Source organism: Pseudomonas sp. GW822-FHT07A10, from assembly GCF_058798795.1.
Map to the genome: position 1 here is coordinate 1 of NZ_JBXAKV010000021.1, position 17,083 is coordinate 17,083.

21 protein-coding genes are annotated in these 17,083 nt (G+C 60.5%); 14 read left to right on the forward strand and 7 right to left on the reverse strand.

The features are described from left to right. The 5 genes from AC1RL4_RS26540 to AC1RL4_RS26560 all read left to right on the forward strand — a co-directional run. Positions 1 to 353: hypothetical protein (locus AC1RL4_RS26540; RefSeq protein ID WP_493120502.1), on the forward strand; the 353-nt coding region annotated here is incomplete at its 5' end. Further along, on the forward strand, positions 350 to 1,237 hold the full coding sequence (rhtA, locus tag AC1RL4_RS26545; protein ID WP_096480810.1) for a threonine/homoserine exporter RhtA: 888 nt from the start codon (positions 350 to 352) through the stop codon (positions 1,235 to 1,237). The genes AC1RL4_RS26540 and rhtA, both read left to right, overlap by 4 nt. A 170-nt stretch (positions 1,238 to 1,407) precedes the next feature. Next, on the forward strand, positions 1,408 to 1,689 hold the full coding sequence (locus AC1RL4_RS26550) for a hypothetical protein (protein ID WP_018929955.1): 282 nt from the start codon (positions 1,408 to 1,410) through the stop codon (positions 1,687 to 1,689). Positions 1,690 to 1,788: 99 nt separating this feature from the next. Next, entirely contained in the window at positions 1,789 to 2,529 is a 741-nt protein-coding gene (locus AC1RL4_RS26555; RefSeq protein WP_019582472.1) for an SDR family oxidoreductase, read from the forward strand. 36 nt (positions 2,530 to 2,565) lie between these two features. After that, complete coding sequence (locus tag AC1RL4_RS26560; RefSeq protein WP_230174362.1) at positions 2,566 to 3,162, forward strand: 2-hydroxychromene-2-carboxylate isomerase; 597 nt, start codon at positions 2,566 to 2,568, stop codon at positions 3,160 to 3,162. Positions 3,163 to 3,208: 46 nt separating this feature from the next. Here AC1RL4_RS26560 and AC1RL4_RS26565 read toward each other — a convergent pair whose 3' ends face one another. The 4 genes from AC1RL4_RS26565 to AC1RL4_RS26580 form a co-directional block, all read right to left on the reverse strand. Further along, a complete protein-coding gene (locus AC1RL4_RS26565; protein ID WP_230174364.1) occupies positions 3,209 to 5,017 on the reverse strand; it encodes an aminopeptidase P family protein in 1,809 nt (602 codons plus the stop codon). Positions 5,018 to 5,073: 56 nt separating this feature from the next. Further along, positions 5,074 to 6,240 (reverse strand): cysteine desulfurase family protein, encoded by a 1,167-nt coding sequence (locus AC1RL4_RS26570; protein WP_028939040.1) that lies wholly within the window; start codon positions 6,238 to 6,240, stop codon positions 5,074 to 5,076. Between the two features lie 205 nt (positions 6,241 to 6,445). Further along, the gene (locus AC1RL4_RS26575) at positions 6,446 to 7,057 is read right to left on the reverse strand and encodes a LysE family translocator (RefSeq protein ID WP_493120506.1); all 612 of its coding nucleotides are present in this window, start codon (positions 7,055 to 7,057) and stop codon (positions 6,446 to 6,448) included. 103 nt (positions 7,058 to 7,160) lie between these two features. Next, the gene (locus tag AC1RL4_RS26580; protein WP_028939039.1) at positions 7,161 to 7,430 is read right to left on the reverse strand and encodes a hypothetical protein; all 270 of its coding nucleotides are present in this window, start codon (positions 7,428 to 7,430) and stop codon (positions 7,161 to 7,163) included. Positions 7,431 to 7,741: 311 nt separating this feature from the next. On the opposite strand from AC1RL4_RS26580, the gene AC1RL4_RS26585 reads away from it, so the two are divergent. The 9 genes from AC1RL4_RS26585 (at position 7,742) to AC1RL4_RS26625 (ending at position 14,610) form a co-directional block, all read left to right on the forward strand. Beyond that, positions 7,742 to 8,200 (forward strand): VOC family protein, encoded by a 459-nt coding sequence (locus tag AC1RL4_RS26585; protein WP_019582478.1) that lies wholly within the window; start codon positions 7,742 to 7,744, stop codon positions 8,198 to 8,200. Between the two features lie 263 nt (positions 8,201 to 8,463). Beyond that, positions 8,464 to 9,675 (forward strand): PepSY-associated TM helix domain-containing protein, encoded by a 1,212-nt coding sequence (locus AC1RL4_RS26590; RefSeq protein ID WP_230174368.1) that lies wholly within the window; start codon positions 8,464 to 8,466, stop codon positions 9,673 to 9,675. After that, the gene (locus tag AC1RL4_RS26595) at positions 9,672 to 10,214 is read left to right on the forward strand and encodes a PA2404 family protein (protein WP_018929964.1); all 543 of its coding nucleotides are present in this window, start codon (positions 9,672 to 9,674) and stop codon (positions 10,212 to 10,214) included. The genes AC1RL4_RS26590 and AC1RL4_RS26595 overlap by 4 nt, the downstream gene beginning before the upstream one ends. Further along, the gene (locus AC1RL4_RS26600; protein ID WP_019650596.1) at positions 10,211 to 10,531 is read left to right on the forward strand and encodes a hypothetical protein; all 321 of its coding nucleotides are present in this window, start codon (positions 10,211 to 10,213) and stop codon (positions 10,529 to 10,531) included. Before AC1RL4_RS26595 ends, AC1RL4_RS26600 begins: the two co-directional genes overlap by 4 nt. Before the next feature lie 2 nt (positions 10,532 to 10,533). Further along, a complete protein-coding gene (locus tag AC1RL4_RS26605) occupies positions 10,534 to 11,106 on the forward strand; it encodes a DUF6162 family protein (RefSeq protein WP_028939037.1) in 573 nt (190 codons plus the stop codon). Positions 11,107 to 11,141: 35 nt separating this feature from the next. Then, positions 11,142 to 12,068 carry a metal ABC transporter substrate-binding protein gene (locus AC1RL4_RS26610; protein ID WP_019582483.1) on the forward strand — a complete coding sequence of 309 codons (927 nt, stop codon included), beginning with the start codon at positions 11,142 to 11,144 and terminating at the stop codon, positions 12,066 to 12,068. Then, on the forward strand, positions 12,065 to 12,808 hold the full coding sequence (locus AC1RL4_RS26615; RefSeq protein WP_230174370.1) for a metal ABC transporter ATP-binding protein: 744 nt from the start codon (positions 12,065 to 12,067) through the stop codon (positions 12,806 to 12,808). The genes AC1RL4_RS26610 and AC1RL4_RS26615 overlap by 4 nt, the downstream gene beginning before the upstream one ends. Then, a complete protein-coding gene (locus AC1RL4_RS26620; protein WP_007906536.1) occupies positions 12,808 to 13,707 on the forward strand; it encodes a metal ABC transporter permease in 900 nt (299 codons plus the stop codon). The genes AC1RL4_RS26615 and AC1RL4_RS26620 overlap by 1 nt, the downstream gene beginning before the upstream one ends. Further along, positions 13,708 to 14,610, forward strand: a complete 903-nt coding sequence (locus AC1RL4_RS26625; RefSeq protein ID WP_230174371.1) for a metal ABC transporter substrate-binding protein — start codon at positions 13,708 to 13,710, stop codon at positions 14,608 to 14,610. It abuts the gene before it with no gap. 103 nt (positions 14,611 to 14,713) lie between these two features. Here AC1RL4_RS26625 and AC1RL4_RS26630 read toward each other — a convergent pair whose 3' ends face one another. The 3 genes from AC1RL4_RS26630 to AC1RL4_RS26640 form a co-directional block, all read right to left on the reverse strand. Next, positions 14,714 to 14,941, reverse strand: a complete 228-nt coding sequence (locus AC1RL4_RS26630; RefSeq protein ID WP_007934245.1) for an MbtH family protein — start codon at positions 14,939 to 14,941, stop codon at positions 14,714 to 14,716. Positions 14,942 to 15,022: 81 nt separating this feature from the next. Continuing rightward, entirely contained in the window at positions 15,023 to 16,435 is a 1,413-nt protein-coding gene (locus AC1RL4_RS26635) for an aspartate aminotransferase family protein (RefSeq protein ID WP_230174380.1), read from the reverse strand. A gap of 134 nt (positions 16,436 to 16,569) precedes the next feature. After that, positions 16,570 to 17,055 (reverse strand): GNAT family N-acetyltransferase, encoded by a 486-nt coding sequence (locus tag AC1RL4_RS26640; protein ID WP_230174382.1) that lies wholly within the window; start codon positions 17,053 to 17,055, stop codon positions 16,570 to 16,572. Between the last annotated feature and the right edge of the window lie 28 nt (positions 17,056 to 17,083).

Sequence of the window (17,083 nt, forward strand, 5' to 3'; positions counted from 1 at the left end):
TCGCTGCTGTCAACACCTCTTTTTCTCCGCTTTCGACCGAGAAGATCGAACCGTCAATAAGGCGACAATACCCTGCCCTACCAACTCCTTCTGGCCTCGATGAACTGAAGCGTAACCGCTGTCGAAAACTGCGTAACTCGTTGTTTACCAAGGAGTTTTCCGTTTCGACTGCGCCGGAAGTGGGGCGAATTATAGACGTCCAGGATCTGCCGTCAACCCCTGATTACGCTTTTCTATCAGGATGTTCAAAATCCCTGCTTATATATAGACGCAACCGCAACGAATGCGCAGTATATTGCCCAACACATTACGCACTACTCTCGTTTCTCACCTCGGACGATGCCACACAATGAATGACCACCCCCGCAGCCTTGCCTCTATCCTGTTCTCGGTAGGCCTGCTCTTGATAGCTATGGCATCGATCCAGTCCGGAGCCTCCCTGGCCAAAAGCATGTTCCCGGTTATCGGCGCTCAAGGGACCACCACCCTGCGGCTGATCTTCGCCAGCGTGATCATGCTGCTGCTATTACGCCCATGGCGAGCGAAGCTCACCGCAAAGTCCCTGCGCACGGTAATTGTCTATGGGATGGCGCTGGGCGGCATGAACTTCCTCTTCTATATGTCCTTGAACACTGTCCCTCTGGGTATCGCGGTAGCCCTGGAGTTCACTGGCCCATTAGCGGTCGCTATTTATGCCTCACGTCGGGCGATCGACTTTCTGTGGATCGCTCTGGCAGCCGTGGGTTTACTGCTGTTGATTCCGACTGGCGCCACGAGTGCAGGTATTGATCTGGTTGGCGCAGGTTATGCCCTTGGCGCCGGTGTCTGCTGGGCGTTGTACATTCTGTTCGGCCAGAAGGCTGGTGCCGACAATGGCGTGCAGACCGCCGCATTGGGCGTGATGATTGCTGCACTGTTCGTAGCCCCCATCGGTATCGTCCATGCTGGTGCTGCACTGCTGACACCCTCACTGATTCCCGTGGCCATAGGGGTCGCGATTCTGTCCACTGCCCTGCCCTACACCCTGGAGATGGTCGCCCTCACACGGCTGCCGGCCCGGACCTTCGGCACATTGATGAGTATCGAGCCCGCGTTCGGTGCACTGTCCGGCCTGTTGTTCCTCCATGAATACCTTTCCCTGTCACAGTGGATGGCAATCCTGTGCATCATTCTGGCGTCCGTCGGCGCAACCATGACCATGGGGAGCGCCGCCAAGCCCGCAGTTGCGGCGGATTGATACGAGATTTGACGAAGGTCTGGTATTTACCGCTCAATTAGGCCATGTTTAGGCCACGTAACTCAGTGTCAGACATGGACTTTTTCAGATAGGGATATCAGAACGCTTCAAGCAAAAGCGAATGCAGGCAGACCCGGGCACAAAGATCCGGAGCCTCAATAAGGACAGCAATGAAACGAATTTTGATACTGATCGCCGTGCTTGCAGTTGCGGGCTGCGCGGCGACCTCGAAAACCCAGATCAAACACGGCAAGAAAGGGCTGCATATCAACTGTTCCGGGCTGTCGTCCTCCTGGGACCAGTGCTACACCAGCGCTGCCAACTCGTGCGCGCCCAAGGGTTACAAGGTGATTGCCAAGTCAGGGGATGCGGTCGAAGAACCCGGGGATTATCCGTTTGGCCTTAACCCGGCCGGGTATACCAGCCGCAGTATGATCGTCATCTGCAAGTAATCCTCCAACCCTGTTGGGCTTGCCTAGCCCGATAGGCGCCTCGCCCGGGATGCTGCTAACGTTCGTCAGTCACTGACCGTTCAGCAAAGGGCGACATCCATGACCACCGCTATCAATAACAAGAAAATCGTATTGGTCGTCGGCGCAGGCGATGCCACCGGCGGCGCCATCGCCAAGCGTTTTGCCCGGGAAGGCTACGTCGCCTGCGTCACACGTCGCAGCGCAGACAAACTTCAGCCACTGGTAGATGCCATCACGATCAGCGGCGGCGAGGCTCATGGCTTTGCCTGCGATGCGCGCAAAGAAGAGGACGTGATTGCGCTCATCGAGCAGATCGAAACCGAGATCGGCCCCATCGAAGCGTTCGTCTTCAATATCGGCGCCAATGTGCCGTGCAGTATTCTCGAAGAAACCGCTCGCAAGTATTTCAAGATCTGGGAAATGGCCTGTTTCTCAGGGTTTCTCAACGCTCGCGAAGTGGCCAAGCGCATGGTCACCCGCCAACGGGGCACGATCCTGTTCACCGGGGCCACCGCCGGCTTGCGCGGTGCCGCAGGGTTTGCAGCCTTCGCTGGCGCCAAGCACGGGATTCGCGCCCTGGCCCAAAGCATGGCCCGCGAACTGGGGCCGATGAACATCCACGTCGCCCATGTGGTGGTCGATGGTGCCATCGACACCGACTTTATCCGCGACAGATTTCCGGAAAAATACGCGACCAAGGATCAGGACGGCATCCTCAATCCCGAGCACATCGCCGAAAACTATTGGTACTTACACAGCCAGCCACGGGACGCCTGGACGTTCGAGCTGGATCTGCGCCCCTGGAACGAACGCTGGTAAGCCTTCCCCTTCGACAAAAAGAAGAGCACATCGACCATGAGCAAAACCGTGGAGTTCTTTTTCGACCTCGGCAGCCCCGCCACCTACCTGGCCTACACCCAACTGCCGAAAATCTGTGCGCAGACCGATAGTCAGCTGATCTACAAACCGATGCTGCTGGGCGGAGTTTTCAAAGCCACCGGCAACGCCTCCCCGGTGACCATTCCAGCCAAGGGTCGCTACATGTTTCAGGATCTGGACCGCTATGCCAAGCGTTACGGTGTGCCGCTGAAGTTCAACCCGCACTTCCCCATCAATACCCTGATGTTGATGCGCGCGGTCACGGGTATGCAATTACGTCATCCCGAACGCTTTCAGGCGTTTATCGATTGCCTGTTTCACGCCCTGTGGGTGGAAGGGCGCAGCCTCGATGATCCCGCGACCGTTGCCGCCGTGCTGACGCAAAACGGTTTCGATCCGAATGAAGTGCTGGCACTGACCGCCGATGAGAACGTCAAAGCCGCCCTCAAGCAGAACACCGAGGAAGCAGTACAACGCGGTGTATTCGGCGCACCGAGCATGTTTGTCGGGAATCAGCTGTTCTTTGGCCAGGATCGGCTGGACTTCGTCCTTGAAGCCCTGCGGGCACAATAGCCAGGCATGAGCCAGGCACTGTTTCCAGCGCCTGAACTCAAGCCGATCAAATAGCCGCGGTCCGGGTGTTCAACCACTCAAGGGCCGCGCCATCGAGCAACGGGCTCAGGCGCTCGCGCACTTCGGCATGGTAGCCGTTGAACCACTGCTTTTCGTCTTCGGTCAGCAACGACGGTTCCAGGCAGCGGGTGTCGATCGGGCACAGGGTCAGGGTTTCGAACTTCAGGAATTCACCGAACTCGCTCTTGCCCGCCTCGCGGTTCAACACCAGGTTCTCGATCCGCACGCCCCAGCGGCCCGGACGATAGGTGCCCGGTTCGATGGAAGTGATCATCCCTGGCTGCATTGCAGTTTGCGGCGCGGCTGCCGCCTGATAGGCGATGACTTGCGGGCCTTCGTGAACGTTGAGGAAGTAGCCGACGCCGTGACCGGTGCCATGACCGTAGTCGACACTTTCGGCCCAGATCGGTGCGCGGGCAATGGCGTCCAGCAACGGCGACAGAATGCCCCGCGGGAACTGCGCGCGGGAGAGTGCAATCACGCCTTTGAGTACGCGGGTGCAATCGCGCTTCTGCTCGTCAGTCGGCGTCCCCACCGGCACCATTCGCGTAATGTCGGTAGTACCGCCCAGGTATTGGCCGCCGGAGTCGATCAGCAACAGGCCGTCACCCTCGATGACCGCGTGCTCTTCTTCGGTGGCGTGGTAATGCGGCATCGCACCGTTGGCGTTAAACGCAGCAATGGTGTTGAAGCTCAGCGACACATAATCCGGGCGCCGGGTGCGGGCCGCGGTCAGGTGTTCGTCGATGGTCAGCTCGGTGATGCGCTCACGCCCCCATGCCGCCTCCAGCCAGGCGAAGAATTCGCACAGCGCCGCGCCATCCTGCTCCATGGCCCGACGGATGTGCTCGGCATCGGCCAGGCTTTTTTGTGACTTGGCCAGGGTGGTCGGGTTCAGGCCTTCGACCAGTTTCACATCACTGTTCAAGTTATCCAGCAGACCCGCCGTGACCCGCGCCGGATCGACTTGCAGGCTCGCGCCGCTTGGTATGGCGCGCAAGGCGGCGGCCACTTCGCTGTAATCGCGCAGGGTCACGCCGTCCTGTTCAAGGATGGCACGCAGCTCGGCGCTGACTTTACTCAGGGCGACGAACAAGGTGGCCTGTTGCTGGCTAATGAGCGCGAAGGACACAAACACCGGGTTGAACGACACATCGCCGCCGCGCAAGTTGAACAGCCAGGCGATGTCATCGAGGGTGGCAATGAAATGCCAGTCGGCACCGCGCTCTTTCAACACGTCACGCAGCTGGGCGAGTTTTTCGCCACGGCTGACGGTCGCCTGAGGCGGTAAGTGTTGATAAATCGGCTCGTTCGGCAAGCTCGGGCGATCACTCCAGACTTCGCTCAGCAAATCGATGTCAGTGCGCAGACGTGCGCCGCGTTCTTGGAGTTTGCTGCTCAGGGTACGCGCCGACGCCATGGCCATCACCGCGCCATCGACTGCAACGACACCGCCTTCAGGCGTTTGCTCGGCCAGCCAATCAAGCGGGCCGGGTTGACCCGGTTGCAGCTTGACCAGCTCGATACCGCTGCCCTTGAGTTCCTTGCTCGCTTGTTCCCAATAGCGGCTGTCGGCCCAGACGCCGGCGAAATTCGGTGTGACGATCAGCGTGCCGACCGAGCCATGGAAACCCGACAGCCACTGCCGCCCCTGCCAATAGCCCGGCAGGTATTCCGACAGGTGCGGGTCGGCCGACGGCACCAACAGAGCATGAATGCCCTCCCGGCTCATCAGCTCGCGGGTTTGCGCCAGGCGCCGGGGTACCAATCCATTGATCGAAGGCTGCGTACTCATCGTGTCTCCTGCTTACCACTTCATCATTATTGTTTGGTGCCGATCAGAGTCGGCGCTTAAGGACCTGTCGCCCAGAATGCCGGAGCACTGGCGGTGGCCGTTTTGATCAGGTGCGCAGCCTGGTCGATATCTTGCTCGGTGGTGAAACGCCCCAGGCTCAGGCGAATGGTGCGACTGGCCGAGCGCGCGTCATGCCCCAGCGCCAGCAGCACATGAGATGGCGCATTACTGGCGGAGTTGCAGGCCGACGTCGCGGAAAACGCGATCGAGGTGCTCAACGCCGCGGAATTGAACTCGCCTTCGTTGAAAGTCAGACTCAAGGTATGGGGAATGCGCTGGGTCGGACTGCCATTGACGCGAATACCGGGAATGCTCAGCAGCTGATCGAGCAAGCGTTCACGCAGGCGCACGATGGTGGCTTTTTCTTCATCGAACAAAGCGGCCGCCAGCGCGAAAGCGGCGCCCATGGCTGCGATCTGGTGCGTCGCCAGAGTACCGGAACGCAACCCGCCCTCATGACCGCCGCCGTGGATCTGCGCTTGCAGGCGCTGTTGCGCGCGAGGCCCGACGTACAGCGCGCCGATGCCTTTGGGGCCATAGACCTTGTGCGCCGAGAATGACATCAAATCCACCGGCCATTGGGCCAGGTCGATCGCCACTTTGCCCACGCCCTGAGCCGCGTCAACGTGGAACAACGCATCACGATCACGCACCACCTGGCCGATGGCCGGGATGTCGTTGACGGTGCCCAGTTCGTTATTGACCAGCATCAGCGACACCAGAAAGGTGTCTTCGCGCATCGCCTCGCTGACTGCTTGCGCAGTTATCAGGCCTTCGGCATCGGGCACCAGATACGTCACGGCAACGCCGGCATCCTGCAATTGTTTGGCGGTGTCGAGAATTGCCTTGTGTTCAATCTGGCTGGTGATGATATGGCCGCCGGACACACCGCGGGCCTGGGTAACGCCCTTGAGTGCCAGGTTGTTGGATTCGGTGGCGCCGGAGGTCCAGACGATCTGCTCGGCCTGGGCGCCCACCAGTTCGGCGACCTGGCGCCGTGCGTGCTCGACCGATTGCCGGGCCTGTTGACCGAAGGCGTGGGAGCTGGACGCTGGATTGCCGAAGTTACCCGTGAAACCCAGACACTCAACCATCACCTTGATGACCCGCTCATCCACCGGCGTGGTGGCGGCGTAGTCGAAATACAACGGACGTTTATTCATAGAAGACTCGCAGAGCGTGTTCCGGGATCAGGAAGCTCGTCACTGGAAATATCAAAGCGCCGCCTTATGAGCGGCGCCGAATTTGCAGAACGATAGCAATACCTGATCGGAGGCCGTTAAAGAAGAACAACTTCATTTAAAAGTGCGTAGGAACGCTCCTGAAGTCGAGCTTAACAGGCATCGGGCAACCGGTTGAAACAATGCGTCAGCTAAAACTTTCAAGCAACAACGGATACATGGAAGCCACCAGCAACAAGGCCATGCCCCAGTTGAACAGGCGCAGCCAGCGGCGATCGCGCAGCACATTGCGCAACAGCGTGCCACAACCAGCCCACACACCGACGCTCGGCAGGTTGATCAGAGCGAAGACCGCGGCAATCACAATCACATTGGTGAAATAGCCCTGCATCGGCGTGTAGGTGCTGATGGCACCGATGGCCATGATCCAGGCCTTGGGGTTGACCCATTGAAACGCCGCCGCGCCCAAATAACTGATCGGCTTGCCCTCGCCCTGCTCACCCTCGGCGACCGGCCCGGAATGCGCAATCTTCCAGGCCAGGTACAGCAAATACGCCGCGCCGACATAACGCAGCACGGTGTAAAGCAGTGGATAGGTTTGAAACACCGTGCCCAGGCCGAAACCGACGGCCACCACCAACACGAAGAAGCCGCAGGTAATGCCCAGCATGTGAGGGATGGTGCGGCTAAAGCCGAAATTCACGCCCGAGGCCAGCAACATGGCGTTGTTCGGGCCGGGGGTGATCGAGGTGACAAGGGCGAACAGGGCAAAGCCCAGCAGCAGGTCGAGCGAGAGCATGGGGGGGGCAGTCCATCAGAGTCAGTCAGGTGTTGACCCTATCGCACGCCTTGAGGGAAACCCATGGACAGTTGCGTGAAAGTTCGAGCAGTACAGTTGTCGCTCAGCTTTGGCGACCGTGCAGCTGTACTGTGCGCTCGGCGTTCATCTCGCCTTGCTTGTCAAAACTGATCGATTTGGTTGGCTGGCCAAGCAATTCGGCTTTCTTCGCGTGGTACTCCTCGAAGGACAAGCCGCGACGATTCAAGGCTTCCAGCGCCAGTTCCCGGGTTTCTTCAGCGGTATAGGGGCGTAGTTCCGGTGAAACATGACTGGCGCATCCGGCGAGGACGGAAACGGCGAGCAACAGGAAAGTGGCGAGTAGAGTTTTCATTTCGAGCGTCCGGATAGCTGGGTTCGGGGCAATGAACACAGGCTACCGACGCGCCCCGACGGGCAGAAATCAATGCTCTCGATAGTGGGTATTGGGAATTGGTGAACAGGCAGTAAACAAGCGTCGCGCCACAGAGAAACTGTCGATCCAGGTTCTTACCGCTGATGCACCAAAATTACAGTGCAGCGCGTTGTCGTGACTGCGGCTACTCGTCGGGCACTCGGTTGTGGCGAAGGGGTTGACCTATAGTTATCCGACCGGAAAACGGCGAAGGAACACCTTAATTCCACAACAATAAAGGGAGAACCGTCATGAGCGTCAAACCTATTCCAGAGGGTTATCACAGCATCACCCCTTATCTGGGCATTCAGAAAGCTGCCGAAGCCATCGACTTCTACAAGAAAGCCTTTGGCGCCACCGAAGTCATGCGCCTGGCCATGCCCGACGGCGGCATCGGGCACGCCGAACTGCGTATCGGCGATAGCCCGATCATGCTGGGCACACCCTGTGACCAGGGGCCCTTGAGCAACCCGGACAAATCGCCGTCCGTGGGCCTGCATTTGTATGTGAACGATGTGGACAAGTCCTATAAACAGGCCATCGATGCCGGTGCCACGGTGGTGTCCGAGGTCAAGGATCAGTTTTATGGCGACCGCACGGGGACCTTGAAGGATCCCTATGGGCATGTGTGGTTTCTGGCCACGCGCAAGGAGGATCTGACGCAGGAACAGATCGAACAGCGGGCGAAGGAGATGTTCAAGCAGGGTTGATAGCTTCGGTACGTGATCAGGCCCCATCGCGAGCAGGCTCGCGATGGGGCCTGATCACATTCAACATCAATATTGGCCGTTCCCACACAGCGCAGAAACACGAAACATTTACTTTCATATCCCCTTTCGGGATTTCCGATGCTCATACGTCTTATTTAGATGCAGCCGGTCGCGTAGGCAAAAGCCACGACCGGGCCTTTCATGGACCTCAACGCTGGGAAGCCCGCAGCAGAGGTCCTCTCATCGAAACAAGACCTTTAATCATGTCGAAGAAATCCCGCTCAAAACTCTGGTTTCTGGTCCATAGCTGGCTGGCCCTGCCCATCTGGTTCTTTGTATTGATCGTCTGTGTGACCGGCACATTGGCGGTGGTCAGTCAGGAAATCGTCTGGCTGGCCAACCCGCAAATGCGCGCCAGCCCGCCTTCGGACGACGCGCCGCTGCTCAGCTATGACCAGATCATCGCCGCCATCAAAACGGCCGAGCCCCAAACGCTGGTCGAAAGTATCAACCGTCCCGACGAGTCGCATTTCGCCCTGGACGTGAAGGTCAGCTACCCGGACGGACGCTCGGTGACGGTCTATGTGAATCCCTACAGCGGAGCGATTCAGGGCACCGCTCCACCCTTCAACTTCCAGGCCTTCACTCGCGCGCTGCATGGCTGGTGGCTGGTGCCATTCACCAACGGCTACAGCTGGGGCTGGTATCTGGTGTCGTTCCTCGGCTTGCCGATGCTGGCTTCACTGGTGACGGGGCTTGTGGTCTACAAACGGTTCTGGAAAGGCTTCTTGCGACCGACCCTGCGCATTCGTCATGGCGCGCGGATTTTCTGGGGCGACTTTCACCGGCTCAGCGGCATCTGGTCAATCTGGTTCATTGCGGTGATTTCCGTCACCAGCACCTGGTTCATGATTGAAGCGATCCTGTTCGATAACCATATTTCGATTTCCACCGCGCCGGTCGCCCCCGTCGTCCCGCGTGAGAGCGTGCCGCTCACCGCCGATGGCGCACCAGCGCCGATGATCAGCCTGGAAAGCGCGATCCGCGAGGCCAAGGAACGCATTCCCGGCCTGGAAGACAGCTCTGTCAGCCTGCCCGCCAATGCCTATAGCCATCTTTTGGTGAGCGGGCGCAGTTGGTACCCGTTGATCTACCAGAGCGCCGAAGTCAACCCTTACACCGGTGACATTTCCACCACGCGCCTGCTGTCGGATCGTTCGGGTCTGGAGCTGGTGACCGAATCCATGCGTCCGCTGCACACCGGCGATTTCGGCGGTATCTGGATCAAGCTGATCTGGTTCTTCTTCGGCCTGATCCTGAGCATGATGGTCCTCAGCGGCTTGTTGATCTGGACCAAACGCACCGCCCTGGCTACAGCCAATGCGCTCAAGCGCAGCAACAAGCGTCCACGGGCTGCGCTGACCGGCCAGCCCGCCCCGGCCATGAGCCGCGAAGCCACGGAGGGCAGCCGATGAGCCAGGTCGCAGCAGAAAAACCACGCTCGCCGCTAAGCCGCTTCTGGCACACATGGCGCTTCCACATCAACGTGCTGCTGTTGCTGGTGCCGCTGGGGTTCATGCCCAAATACTTCGCCGACGCAGCGCTGTTTCGCGGAGACACCGGCCTGGGTGAGCGTGAAGTCGGTGAAATTCAGGTCGGCCCCTGGAGCCTGCGACTGGCTGAATTGCGCAACGCAGCCCCGGTATCCGATGGCCCGGCCGGCTACTTGAAGTCCTTCAATGCTGCGCTCTGCGACAGCTGTCGCGATCAGGTCAAGGCGACTTACCTGCGCATTGGCAAACCGCGCAGCCTGCGCGCAGCCGGGGTGATTTTCTTCGGCACGCCCTACCACATGGGCGCCGCGCTGCCGGTACCCGAAAAGACCAAAAACGATGCTGAGCTGTGGATCACCATGGAAGGCTGGGACGGCGCCATGCATCAAGCCTCCATCCCCCTGAGCCAGGCGTCCCCGGCCACCGTCGCATGGCTGAACAGACAAGGAGGCAAACCATGACCAGCGTTTTTCGCCCCGTTTTACTGGTGCTCTGCACCGTCTTCAGCGCCAGCGTCCTGGCCCACAACCCGATGTGCGAATGCAAGGCCATCGACGCCGAACAGATCCGTTGCACCGGTGGTTTCTCCGACGGCAGCGGCGCGCCGGGCGTGACCCTGGATGTGATCGGCTACGACGAAACCATTCTGGTGCCAGGCAAGCTCGGCGCCGATTCGACCCTGACCTTCAAGAAACCCGGCGCCGAATTCTACGTGCTGTTTGACGCCGGTCCCGGCCACGTGGTCGAGATCGACCAAGCCGACATCGAGGCGCCCTGAGCATGATCACGCCAACCACCCAATTGGTGCGCCCGGCCGGAGCCGGCCATGAAACCCTCTATGTGTTGCTGTTGTGCCTGATGATTCTGGCGGTGGCCGGTTCGGTGGTCGCCTGGCGCGGCGAGTCCCGGGAAGTGAGCAGCGTCGGCAGCCATCAACTGGATGCCCGCCGCGACCTGAGCGCATCCGAGCAAGGTATTTACGCAGACCTGCGGGTCACGCTGGATGAAATCCACCTGTTGCGCGAGGAACAACAAGCACTGCCCACGCCCGCCACCCTCGCCGAGGAAGGTTTCGCGCCGTTTGCCCAAGACGCCAGTTCTGTCAGTCGAGGCGGTCATGCCTGGCAATTGCTGGACGCCAAGGCGTATTTCGGCCAGAGCCAGACACCCACCGTGGCCGGCTCGTTTCTGATGCGTTTGACCGCTGACGACGATGCGCCAGACGTCTGGCTCAATCGCGGCAAAGCCCTCACTACCCCGGCTGATCTGACTGACGCCGCACTCGAAAGCGCCGGCTGGCAGCAGATCGTCGCGCAATTCGATGCAGGGGTCACCCGCCAGCATCGGCACTGAACCCTCGCCCTCACCCGAGAGAAGACCGCTTTCCCATGCCTAGTTCATCTCAACGTCGTTTTTTGCGCCTGCTGCTGGTCGGCCTGCTTGCCTGTTTGCTGACGCCTCTGGCCAGTGCCGACGAAGCCAAGCGTCTGCGCATCGGCATCACCCTGCACCCTTATTACAGCTACGTGGCCAATATCGTCGGCGACAAGGCCGAAGTGGTGCCGTTGATTCCGGCCGGTTTCAACCCGCACGCCTATGAGCCCCGCGCCGAGGACATCAAACGCATCAGCGGGCTCGACGTGATCGTACTCAACGGCGTGGGCCATGACGACTTCGCCGACCGCATGATCGCCGCCAGCGAAACCCCGAATATCAAAGTGATCGAAGCCAACGAAAACGTGCCGCTGCTGGCCGCCACCGGTGTCGCCGCTCGCGGTGCCGGTAAAGTGGTGAACCCGCACACGTTCTTGTCGATCAGCGCTTCGATTGCCCAGGTCAACAACATTGCCCGCGAGTTGGGCAAGCTCGACCCGGCCAACGCTAAAACCTACACCCAGAATGCCCGCGCCTACGGTAAGCGCCTGCGGCAGATGCGCGCCGATGCCCTGGCCAAACTGACCCAGGCGCCGAACGCCGAACTACGCGTGGCCACGGTCCATGCCGCCTACGACTATCTGCTTCGCGAGTTCGGCCTGGAAGTCACCGCCGTGGTCGAGCCGGCCCACGGCATCGAACCCAGCCCCAGCCAACTGAAAAAGACCATCGATCAACTGCGGGAGCTGGACGTGAAAGTGATCTTCTCGGAGATGGATTTCCCTTCCACCTACGTCGAGACCATCCAGCGTGAGTCCGGGGTGAAGCTGTATCCGCTGTCGCACATTTCCTATGGCGAATACACCGCCGACAAGTACGAAAAGGAAATGACCGGCAACCTCAACACCGTGGTTCGGGCGATTCAGGAGTCCGGCGCATGACCGCTCAAGAAACCCTGACCGTACAAAGCGCCGGCCCGACCCTCGACTTCGCCGAAGTCAGCCTGACCCTCGGTCGCACGACGATCCTCGACAACGTGACCTTTCAGGTCCGGCCCGGCAGCGTGCATGCCCTGGTCGGCCCCAACGGTGGCGGCAAGAGTTCGCTGATCAAGACCCTGCTCGGGCAGATGCCGCATCAGGGCCGTTTGAGCCTGCAATGGCCCGGCGAACCCGGGACGATCGGCTACGTGCCGCAAGCGCTGGAGTTTGATCGCGGTTTGCCAATGACTGTCGACGACTTCATGGCGGCCATGTGTCAGCGGCGCCCGGCGTTTCTCGGCTTGAGCACGCATTACGCAACGGCCATTGGCGAGGCGCTGGAACGGGTCGGCATGCAGGACAAACGCAAACGGCGCATGGGCGCGCTGTCCGGCGGCGAGCGCCAGCGGGTTTTGCTGGCCCAAGGGCTGATTCCGGCGCCACAGTTGCTGGTGCTCGATGAACCGATGTCGGCGCTCGATGAGGCCGGTATCCAAGTGTTCGAACGGCTGCTGGGCGATTGGCGCCAGAGCGGCATCACCGTGCTGTGGATCGAACATGATCTGGAAGCGGTCGGGCGTCTGGCGGACCGGGTCACCGGGCTCAATCGCCGGGTGCTGTTCGACGCCACGCCGAAACAGGCGCTGACCCCGGAGCGACTGCTGACCTTGTTCTCGACCCATCCCCGGAGCGCTGCCTGATGAGTTACGAAGCCTTTCGTTTGATGGTCCAGGGTTGGGCCTCGTCGGGTTACCTGCCGGAAGCGCTGGCCTATGGATTTGTGGTCAACGCCCTGCTCGCTGGATTGCTGATCGGCCCGGTGCTGGGCGGTTTGGGCACGCTGGTGGTGGTCAAGCGCTTCGCATTTTTCTCAGAAGCGGTGGGTCACGCGGCGTTGACTGGCGTGGCCATCGGCATTCTGCTCGGTGAACCTTACACCGGGCCTTATGGCAGCCTGTTCGGTTACTGCCTGCTGTTCGGGATCTTGCTGAACTACCTGCGCAACCGCACGGGTCTGGCGCCGGATACGTTGATCGGCGTGTTTCTGTCGGTGTCGTTGGCACTGGGCGCAAGCCTGCTGTTGATCCTGGCGGGCAAGATCAATGTGCACATACTGGAAAACGTGCTGTTCGGCTCGGTACTGACGGTCAACGGCAACGACCTGCTGGTATTGGCGATCGTCGGCTCACTGGTGATGGCACTGGCCCTGCCGCTGTACAACCGCATCATGCTTGCCAGCTTCAACCCGCAACTGGCGGCGGTACGTGGCGTGGCGGTGAAAACCCTGGACTACCTGTTCGTGATCCTGGTGACGCTGATCACGGTGGCAGCGGTGAAAGTCATCGGCGCGATTCTGGTCGGCGCCCTGCTGGTGATTCCGGCGGCGGCCGCGCGCTTGCTCAGTCAATCGCTGAAGGGTTTCTTCTGGTGTTCGGTGCTGATTGCCACGGTGAGCACCCTGTGCGGAATCCTCGCACCGATTGTGTTTGACCTGCCCATCCCGTCCGGTGCCGCGATCATTCTGGTGGCCGGTATCGCCTTCGCCCTGGCCGCGATCGCTCGCGGCATCGTCCCAAGTCTGAAAGGGAACCTCGGATAAATGTGTTTTTCTCTGCGTCAACTGACCCTTGCCATAGCCCTGTGTGGCCTGGCCAATACTGGCTTTGCGGCGGACAGCGCCAAACCGCTGCACGTGCTGGCGTCCTTGCCGATCACCTATGGTCTGGGCGAAGTGTTGCTCAAAGGCACCGAAGTCAAACTGCAACGGGCCGCTCCAGACAATCTGCCCGGCAGCCGACAGACCGCCTATTTCACCGGTCGTGGCGCTCCGGCGCTGGCCAAGCTGGCGACCGACGCTGATGCCGTGATTGGTCTGCGTTCCCTGTGGGCGGATGATCCGCTGTACCCGATATCCCGGCGCAGCAATATTCGTATCGTCGAAGTCGACGCCGCCCGCCCGGTGGACGGCGCCCTTCCCGGCATCGCCGTGCAGCCCGGCAGCAAGGTCGACGGGTTGAACAGCCAGCCGTGGCTTTCCAGCAACAACATGGGGCGCATGGCAGACGTGATAGCGGCGGACCTCGTGCGCCTGGCGCCGGCGGCCAAACCGACCATCGAGGCCAATCTGGCAGCGCTCAAGCAGCGCCTGCTCAAGCTCAGTGCCGACAGCGAAGCGCGGCTGGCCAGTGCCGATAACCTGAGCGTGATGAGCCTGAGCGATCATTTCGGCTACCTGATCGGCGGCCTCAACCTGGAGCTGATCGGCCTCGATCCACGGCCGGATGCTGAGTGGACGCCTGAAGCGCTCAAGCAGTTAAGTGCGACGCTCAAGGACCATGACGTGGCGGTGGTGTTGCATCATCGACAACCGTCGGAGGCGGTGAAAACGGCGATCTCGCAGGCGGGCAGTCGGTTGGTGGTGTTGAGTGTCGATGCGGCGGATCCGGTGGCCGAGCTGGAAGGGAATGTGGATCAGCTGATCAAGGGGTTGAGCGGGGCGTAACGTCAGTTAAACCCGCGATGACGGCCGCGCAGACAACAGAGATTTCAAACGTGAAAAACCCGCTGACCGTCACCGGTTCAGCGGGTTCTTTTTGCGCGGCGACTCAGTGAGCCACGGCCGCCTGCTCTTCCATTTTCTGGCGCAGGCTCAGTGGACGCATGTCAGTCCAGACCTCTTCGATGTAGGCCAGGCATTCCTTTTTCAGGCCGCTCTTGCCCACGGTGCGCCAGCCTTGTGGCACGGCTTTGTAGTCGGGCCAGATCGAGTATTGCTCTTCGTGGTTGACCACGACTTGAAAGAGGATGTCCTCGCGGTCGAATACTGACGTCATGCTGTCTCTCCATCGCTATAGGGTGGGCTGCACACCGTGCGCAGCCGTTATGTAAAAAGAACGTTCGAGGCGCCGGAAAATTTAGAGGCTGGCGGTGGCTGCAGCCATGGCCCTGCCGAAAATGTCGGCCACTCGATCGATTTCGGCGGCGGTGATCACCAACGGCGGCAGAAAACGCACGACACCGCCGTGACGCCCGCCCAGCTCGAGGATTAATCCGCGCTTGAGGCATTCGCGCTGCACCAACGACGCCAGACGACCGAATACCGGTGGATGGCCTTGAGCGTCCGGCGCACCAGCTGGGTCGACCAGTTCAACGCCCAGCATCAAGCCACGTCCGCGAATATCGCCCAGCTGCGGGAAGTCCCGCTGCAGGATGTGCAGGTGTTCGCTCAAGCGCTCACCCATGGTGGCGACGTGCTCGCAAACCTTGTGTTCGGTCAGGTAGCGCATCACCGCAGAGCCTGCGGCCATGGCCATCTGATTGCCGCGGAAGGTTCCGGCATGGGCGCCCGGCAGCCAGGTGTCGAGCCAGTCGCGATAGACCACCACCGCCAGCGGCAGGCTGCCGCCGATGGCCTTGGACATCACCACCACGTCCGGAATGATTCCGGCGTGCTCGAAGGCGAACATCTTGCCGGTGCGGGCGAAGCCGCTCTGAATCTCATCGACGATCAGCGCCACGCCGGCCTGCTCGGTGATGCGCCGCAAACCGCGCAGCCAGTCGAGATCGGCCGGAATCACCCCGCCCTCGCCCTGCACCACTTCGACGATCACCGCAGCCGGCAGTTGCACGCCAGCCTCTGGATCGTTCAGCAGGTTCTCCAGGTAATTCAGGTTGACCTGCACTCCCTGCGCGCCACCGAGCCCGAACGGGCAACGGTAATCGTAGGGATACGGCATGAACTGCACGCCATTGCCGAGCAAGGCACCCAACGGCTTTTTCGGTCCCAGACTGCCCATCAGGCTCAGCGCGCCTTGACTCATGCCGTGGTAACCGCCCTGGAACGACAAGACGGTGCTGCGCCCGGTGGCTGTGCGCACCAGTTTCAGCGCGGCTTCCACGGCATCGGTGCCAGTGGGGCCACAGAACTGAATCTTCGCTTCAGCGGCCAATGCCGGCGGCAGCAGGCCGAACAGGTCCTGGACAAACCGGTCCTTGACCGGCGTGGTCAGGTCGAGGGTGTGCAGCGGCAGTTCATCGCTCAGCACTTGCTGGATCGCTTCGATCACCACCGGATGGTTGTGCCCCAGGGCCAGGGTTCCGGCACCGGCCAGGCAATCGATGAAACAGCGGCCTTCGACGTCTTCGACATAAATGCCCTTGGCACGTTTGAGTGCCAGGGGTATGCGTCGCGGGTAGCTGCGGGCGTTCGATTCCTGTTGGCTCTGACGGGCCAACAGCGGCGATTCGTTGAACTGATAAAGCGTCTCGGCAGGCGTCGGGGCAATCCGGGCCGGCTGATCTTCGATAAGGCTGGTAGCGACTGACATCTCTCGACCCCTGTTGATAGTGACCAAAACTGCACACCGGGCAGGTGCGCATTCCGTTCATGGGGCGCACTTGCAGGTTTTCCTGTTCTGGAAACGCATCAAGGGCTCGAGGATTTAGCCCCTCGATCAGCTTTCTATGAAGGTGGCGCCAGCGCCTTGTGCATGGGAATGGCATGAAGCCCCGCCACCGTGAAGGCTTCAGCGCAAGCCCGGTAACCCAAACGGCGATAGAACGCTTCGCCGGTTCGGGTGCTGTTGAGCCGCGCCTGAGGCAATCCCTGAGCGATCAACCAAATCTCGAGATCGTGCACCAGTGCTTGTCCGGCGCCTCGTCGAAACCATTCCGGTTGCACGTAACAAAACGCGACCTTACCGCTGACTGCGGCCATGGCGACACCGACCGGTTTGTCTTGCAACAGGGCGATGTTCAGGTACAACCGCGGGTCGTTCAGCCAGGGCTGCACGTGTTCGATGGTTTTGTTGTGGGTCCAGGTGGCAACCGTTCGTGGATCATTGCGGTGGTCGAGCGCGCAGCCAACGCGAATGGAGCGCTCGACGATCCGGCTGATGATGCCGGCGTCGGCAGACGTTGCCTTGCAGATGTGTATCGATGCAGTCATGGCGCTGTTACCTCAATCCATTGAGTCA

Excerpts from the sequence above, each read along its gene's own strand:
- AC1RL4_RS26565 (WP_230174364.1), bottom strand. The coding sequence starts at position 5,017 with ATGAGTACGCAGCCTTCGATCAATGGATTGGTACCCCGGCGCCTGGCG.
- AC1RL4_RS26560 (WP_230174362.1), top strand. The coding sequence starts at position 2,566 with ATGAGCAAAACCGTGGAGTTCTTTTTCGACCTCGGCAGCCCCGCCACC.
- AC1RL4_RS26575 (WP_493120506.1), bottom strand. The coding sequence starts at position 7,057 with ATGCTCTCGCTCGACCTGCTGCTGGGCTTTGCCCTGTTCGCCCTTGTC.
- AC1RL4_RS26585 (WP_019582478.1), top strand. The coding sequence starts at position 7,742 with ATGAGCGTCAAACCTATTCCAGAGGGTTATCACAGCATCACCCCTTAT.
- AC1RL4_RS26625 (WP_230174371.1), top strand. The coding sequence starts at position 13,708 with ATGTGTTTTTCTCTGCGTCAACTGACCCTTGCCATAGCCCTGTGTGGC.
- AC1RL4_RS26620 (WP_007906536.1), top strand. The coding sequence starts at position 12,808 with ATGAGTTACGAAGCCTTTCGTTTGATGGTCCAGGGTTGGGCCTCGTCG.
- AC1RL4_RS26615 (WP_230174370.1), top strand. The coding sequence starts at position 12,065 with ATGACCGCTCAAGAAACCCTGACCGTACAAAGCGCCGGCCCGACCCTC.
- AC1RL4_RS26605 (WP_028939037.1), top strand. The coding sequence starts at position 10,534 with ATGATCACGCCAACCACCCAATTGGTGCGCCCGGCCGGAGCCGGCCAT.
- AC1RL4_RS26640 (WP_230174382.1), bottom strand. The coding sequence starts at position 17,055 with ATGACTGCATCGATACACATCTGCAAGGCAACGTCTGCCGACGCCGGC.
- rhtA (WP_096480810.1), top strand. The coding sequence starts at position 350 with ATGAATGACCACCCCCGCAGCCTTGCCTCTATCCTGTTCTCGGTAGGC.
- AC1RL4_RS26555 (WP_019582472.1), top strand. The coding sequence starts at position 1,789 with ATGACCACCGCTATCAATAACAAGAAAATCGTATTGGTCGTCGGCGCA.
- AC1RL4_RS26630 (WP_007934245.1), bottom strand. The coding sequence starts at position 14,941 with ATGACGTCAGTATTCGACCGCGAGGACATCCTCTTTCAAGTCGTGGTC.
- AC1RL4_RS26595 (WP_018929964.1), top strand. The coding sequence starts at position 9,672 with ATGAGCCAGGTCGCAGCAGAAAAACCACGCTCGCCGCTAAGCCGCTTC.
- AC1RL4_RS26580 (WP_028939039.1), bottom strand. The coding sequence starts at position 7,430 with ATGAAAACTCTACTCGCCACTTTCCTGTTGCTCGCCGTTTCCGTCCTC.
- AC1RL4_RS26550 (WP_018929955.1), top strand. The coding sequence starts at position 1,408 with ATGAAACGAATTTTGATACTGATCGCCGTGCTTGCAGTTGCGGGCTGC.
- AC1RL4_RS26590 (WP_230174368.1), top strand. The coding sequence starts at position 8,464 with ATGTCGAAGAAATCCCGCTCAAAACTCTGGTTTCTGGTCCATAGCTGG.
- AC1RL4_RS26610 (WP_019582483.1), top strand. The coding sequence starts at position 11,142 with ATGCCTAGTTCATCTCAACGTCGTTTTTTGCGCCTGCTGCTGGTCGGC.
- AC1RL4_RS26635 (WP_230174380.1), bottom strand. The coding sequence starts at position 16,435 with ATGTCAGTCGCTACCAGCCTTATCGAAGATCAGCCGGCCCGGATTGCC.
- AC1RL4_RS26600 (WP_019650596.1), top strand. The coding sequence starts at position 10,211 with ATGACCAGCGTTTTTCGCCCCGTTTTACTGGTGCTCTGCACCGTCTTC.
- AC1RL4_RS26570 (WP_028939040.1), bottom strand. The coding sequence starts at position 6,240 with ATGAATAAACGTCCGTTGTATTTCGACTACGCCGCCACCACGCCGGTG.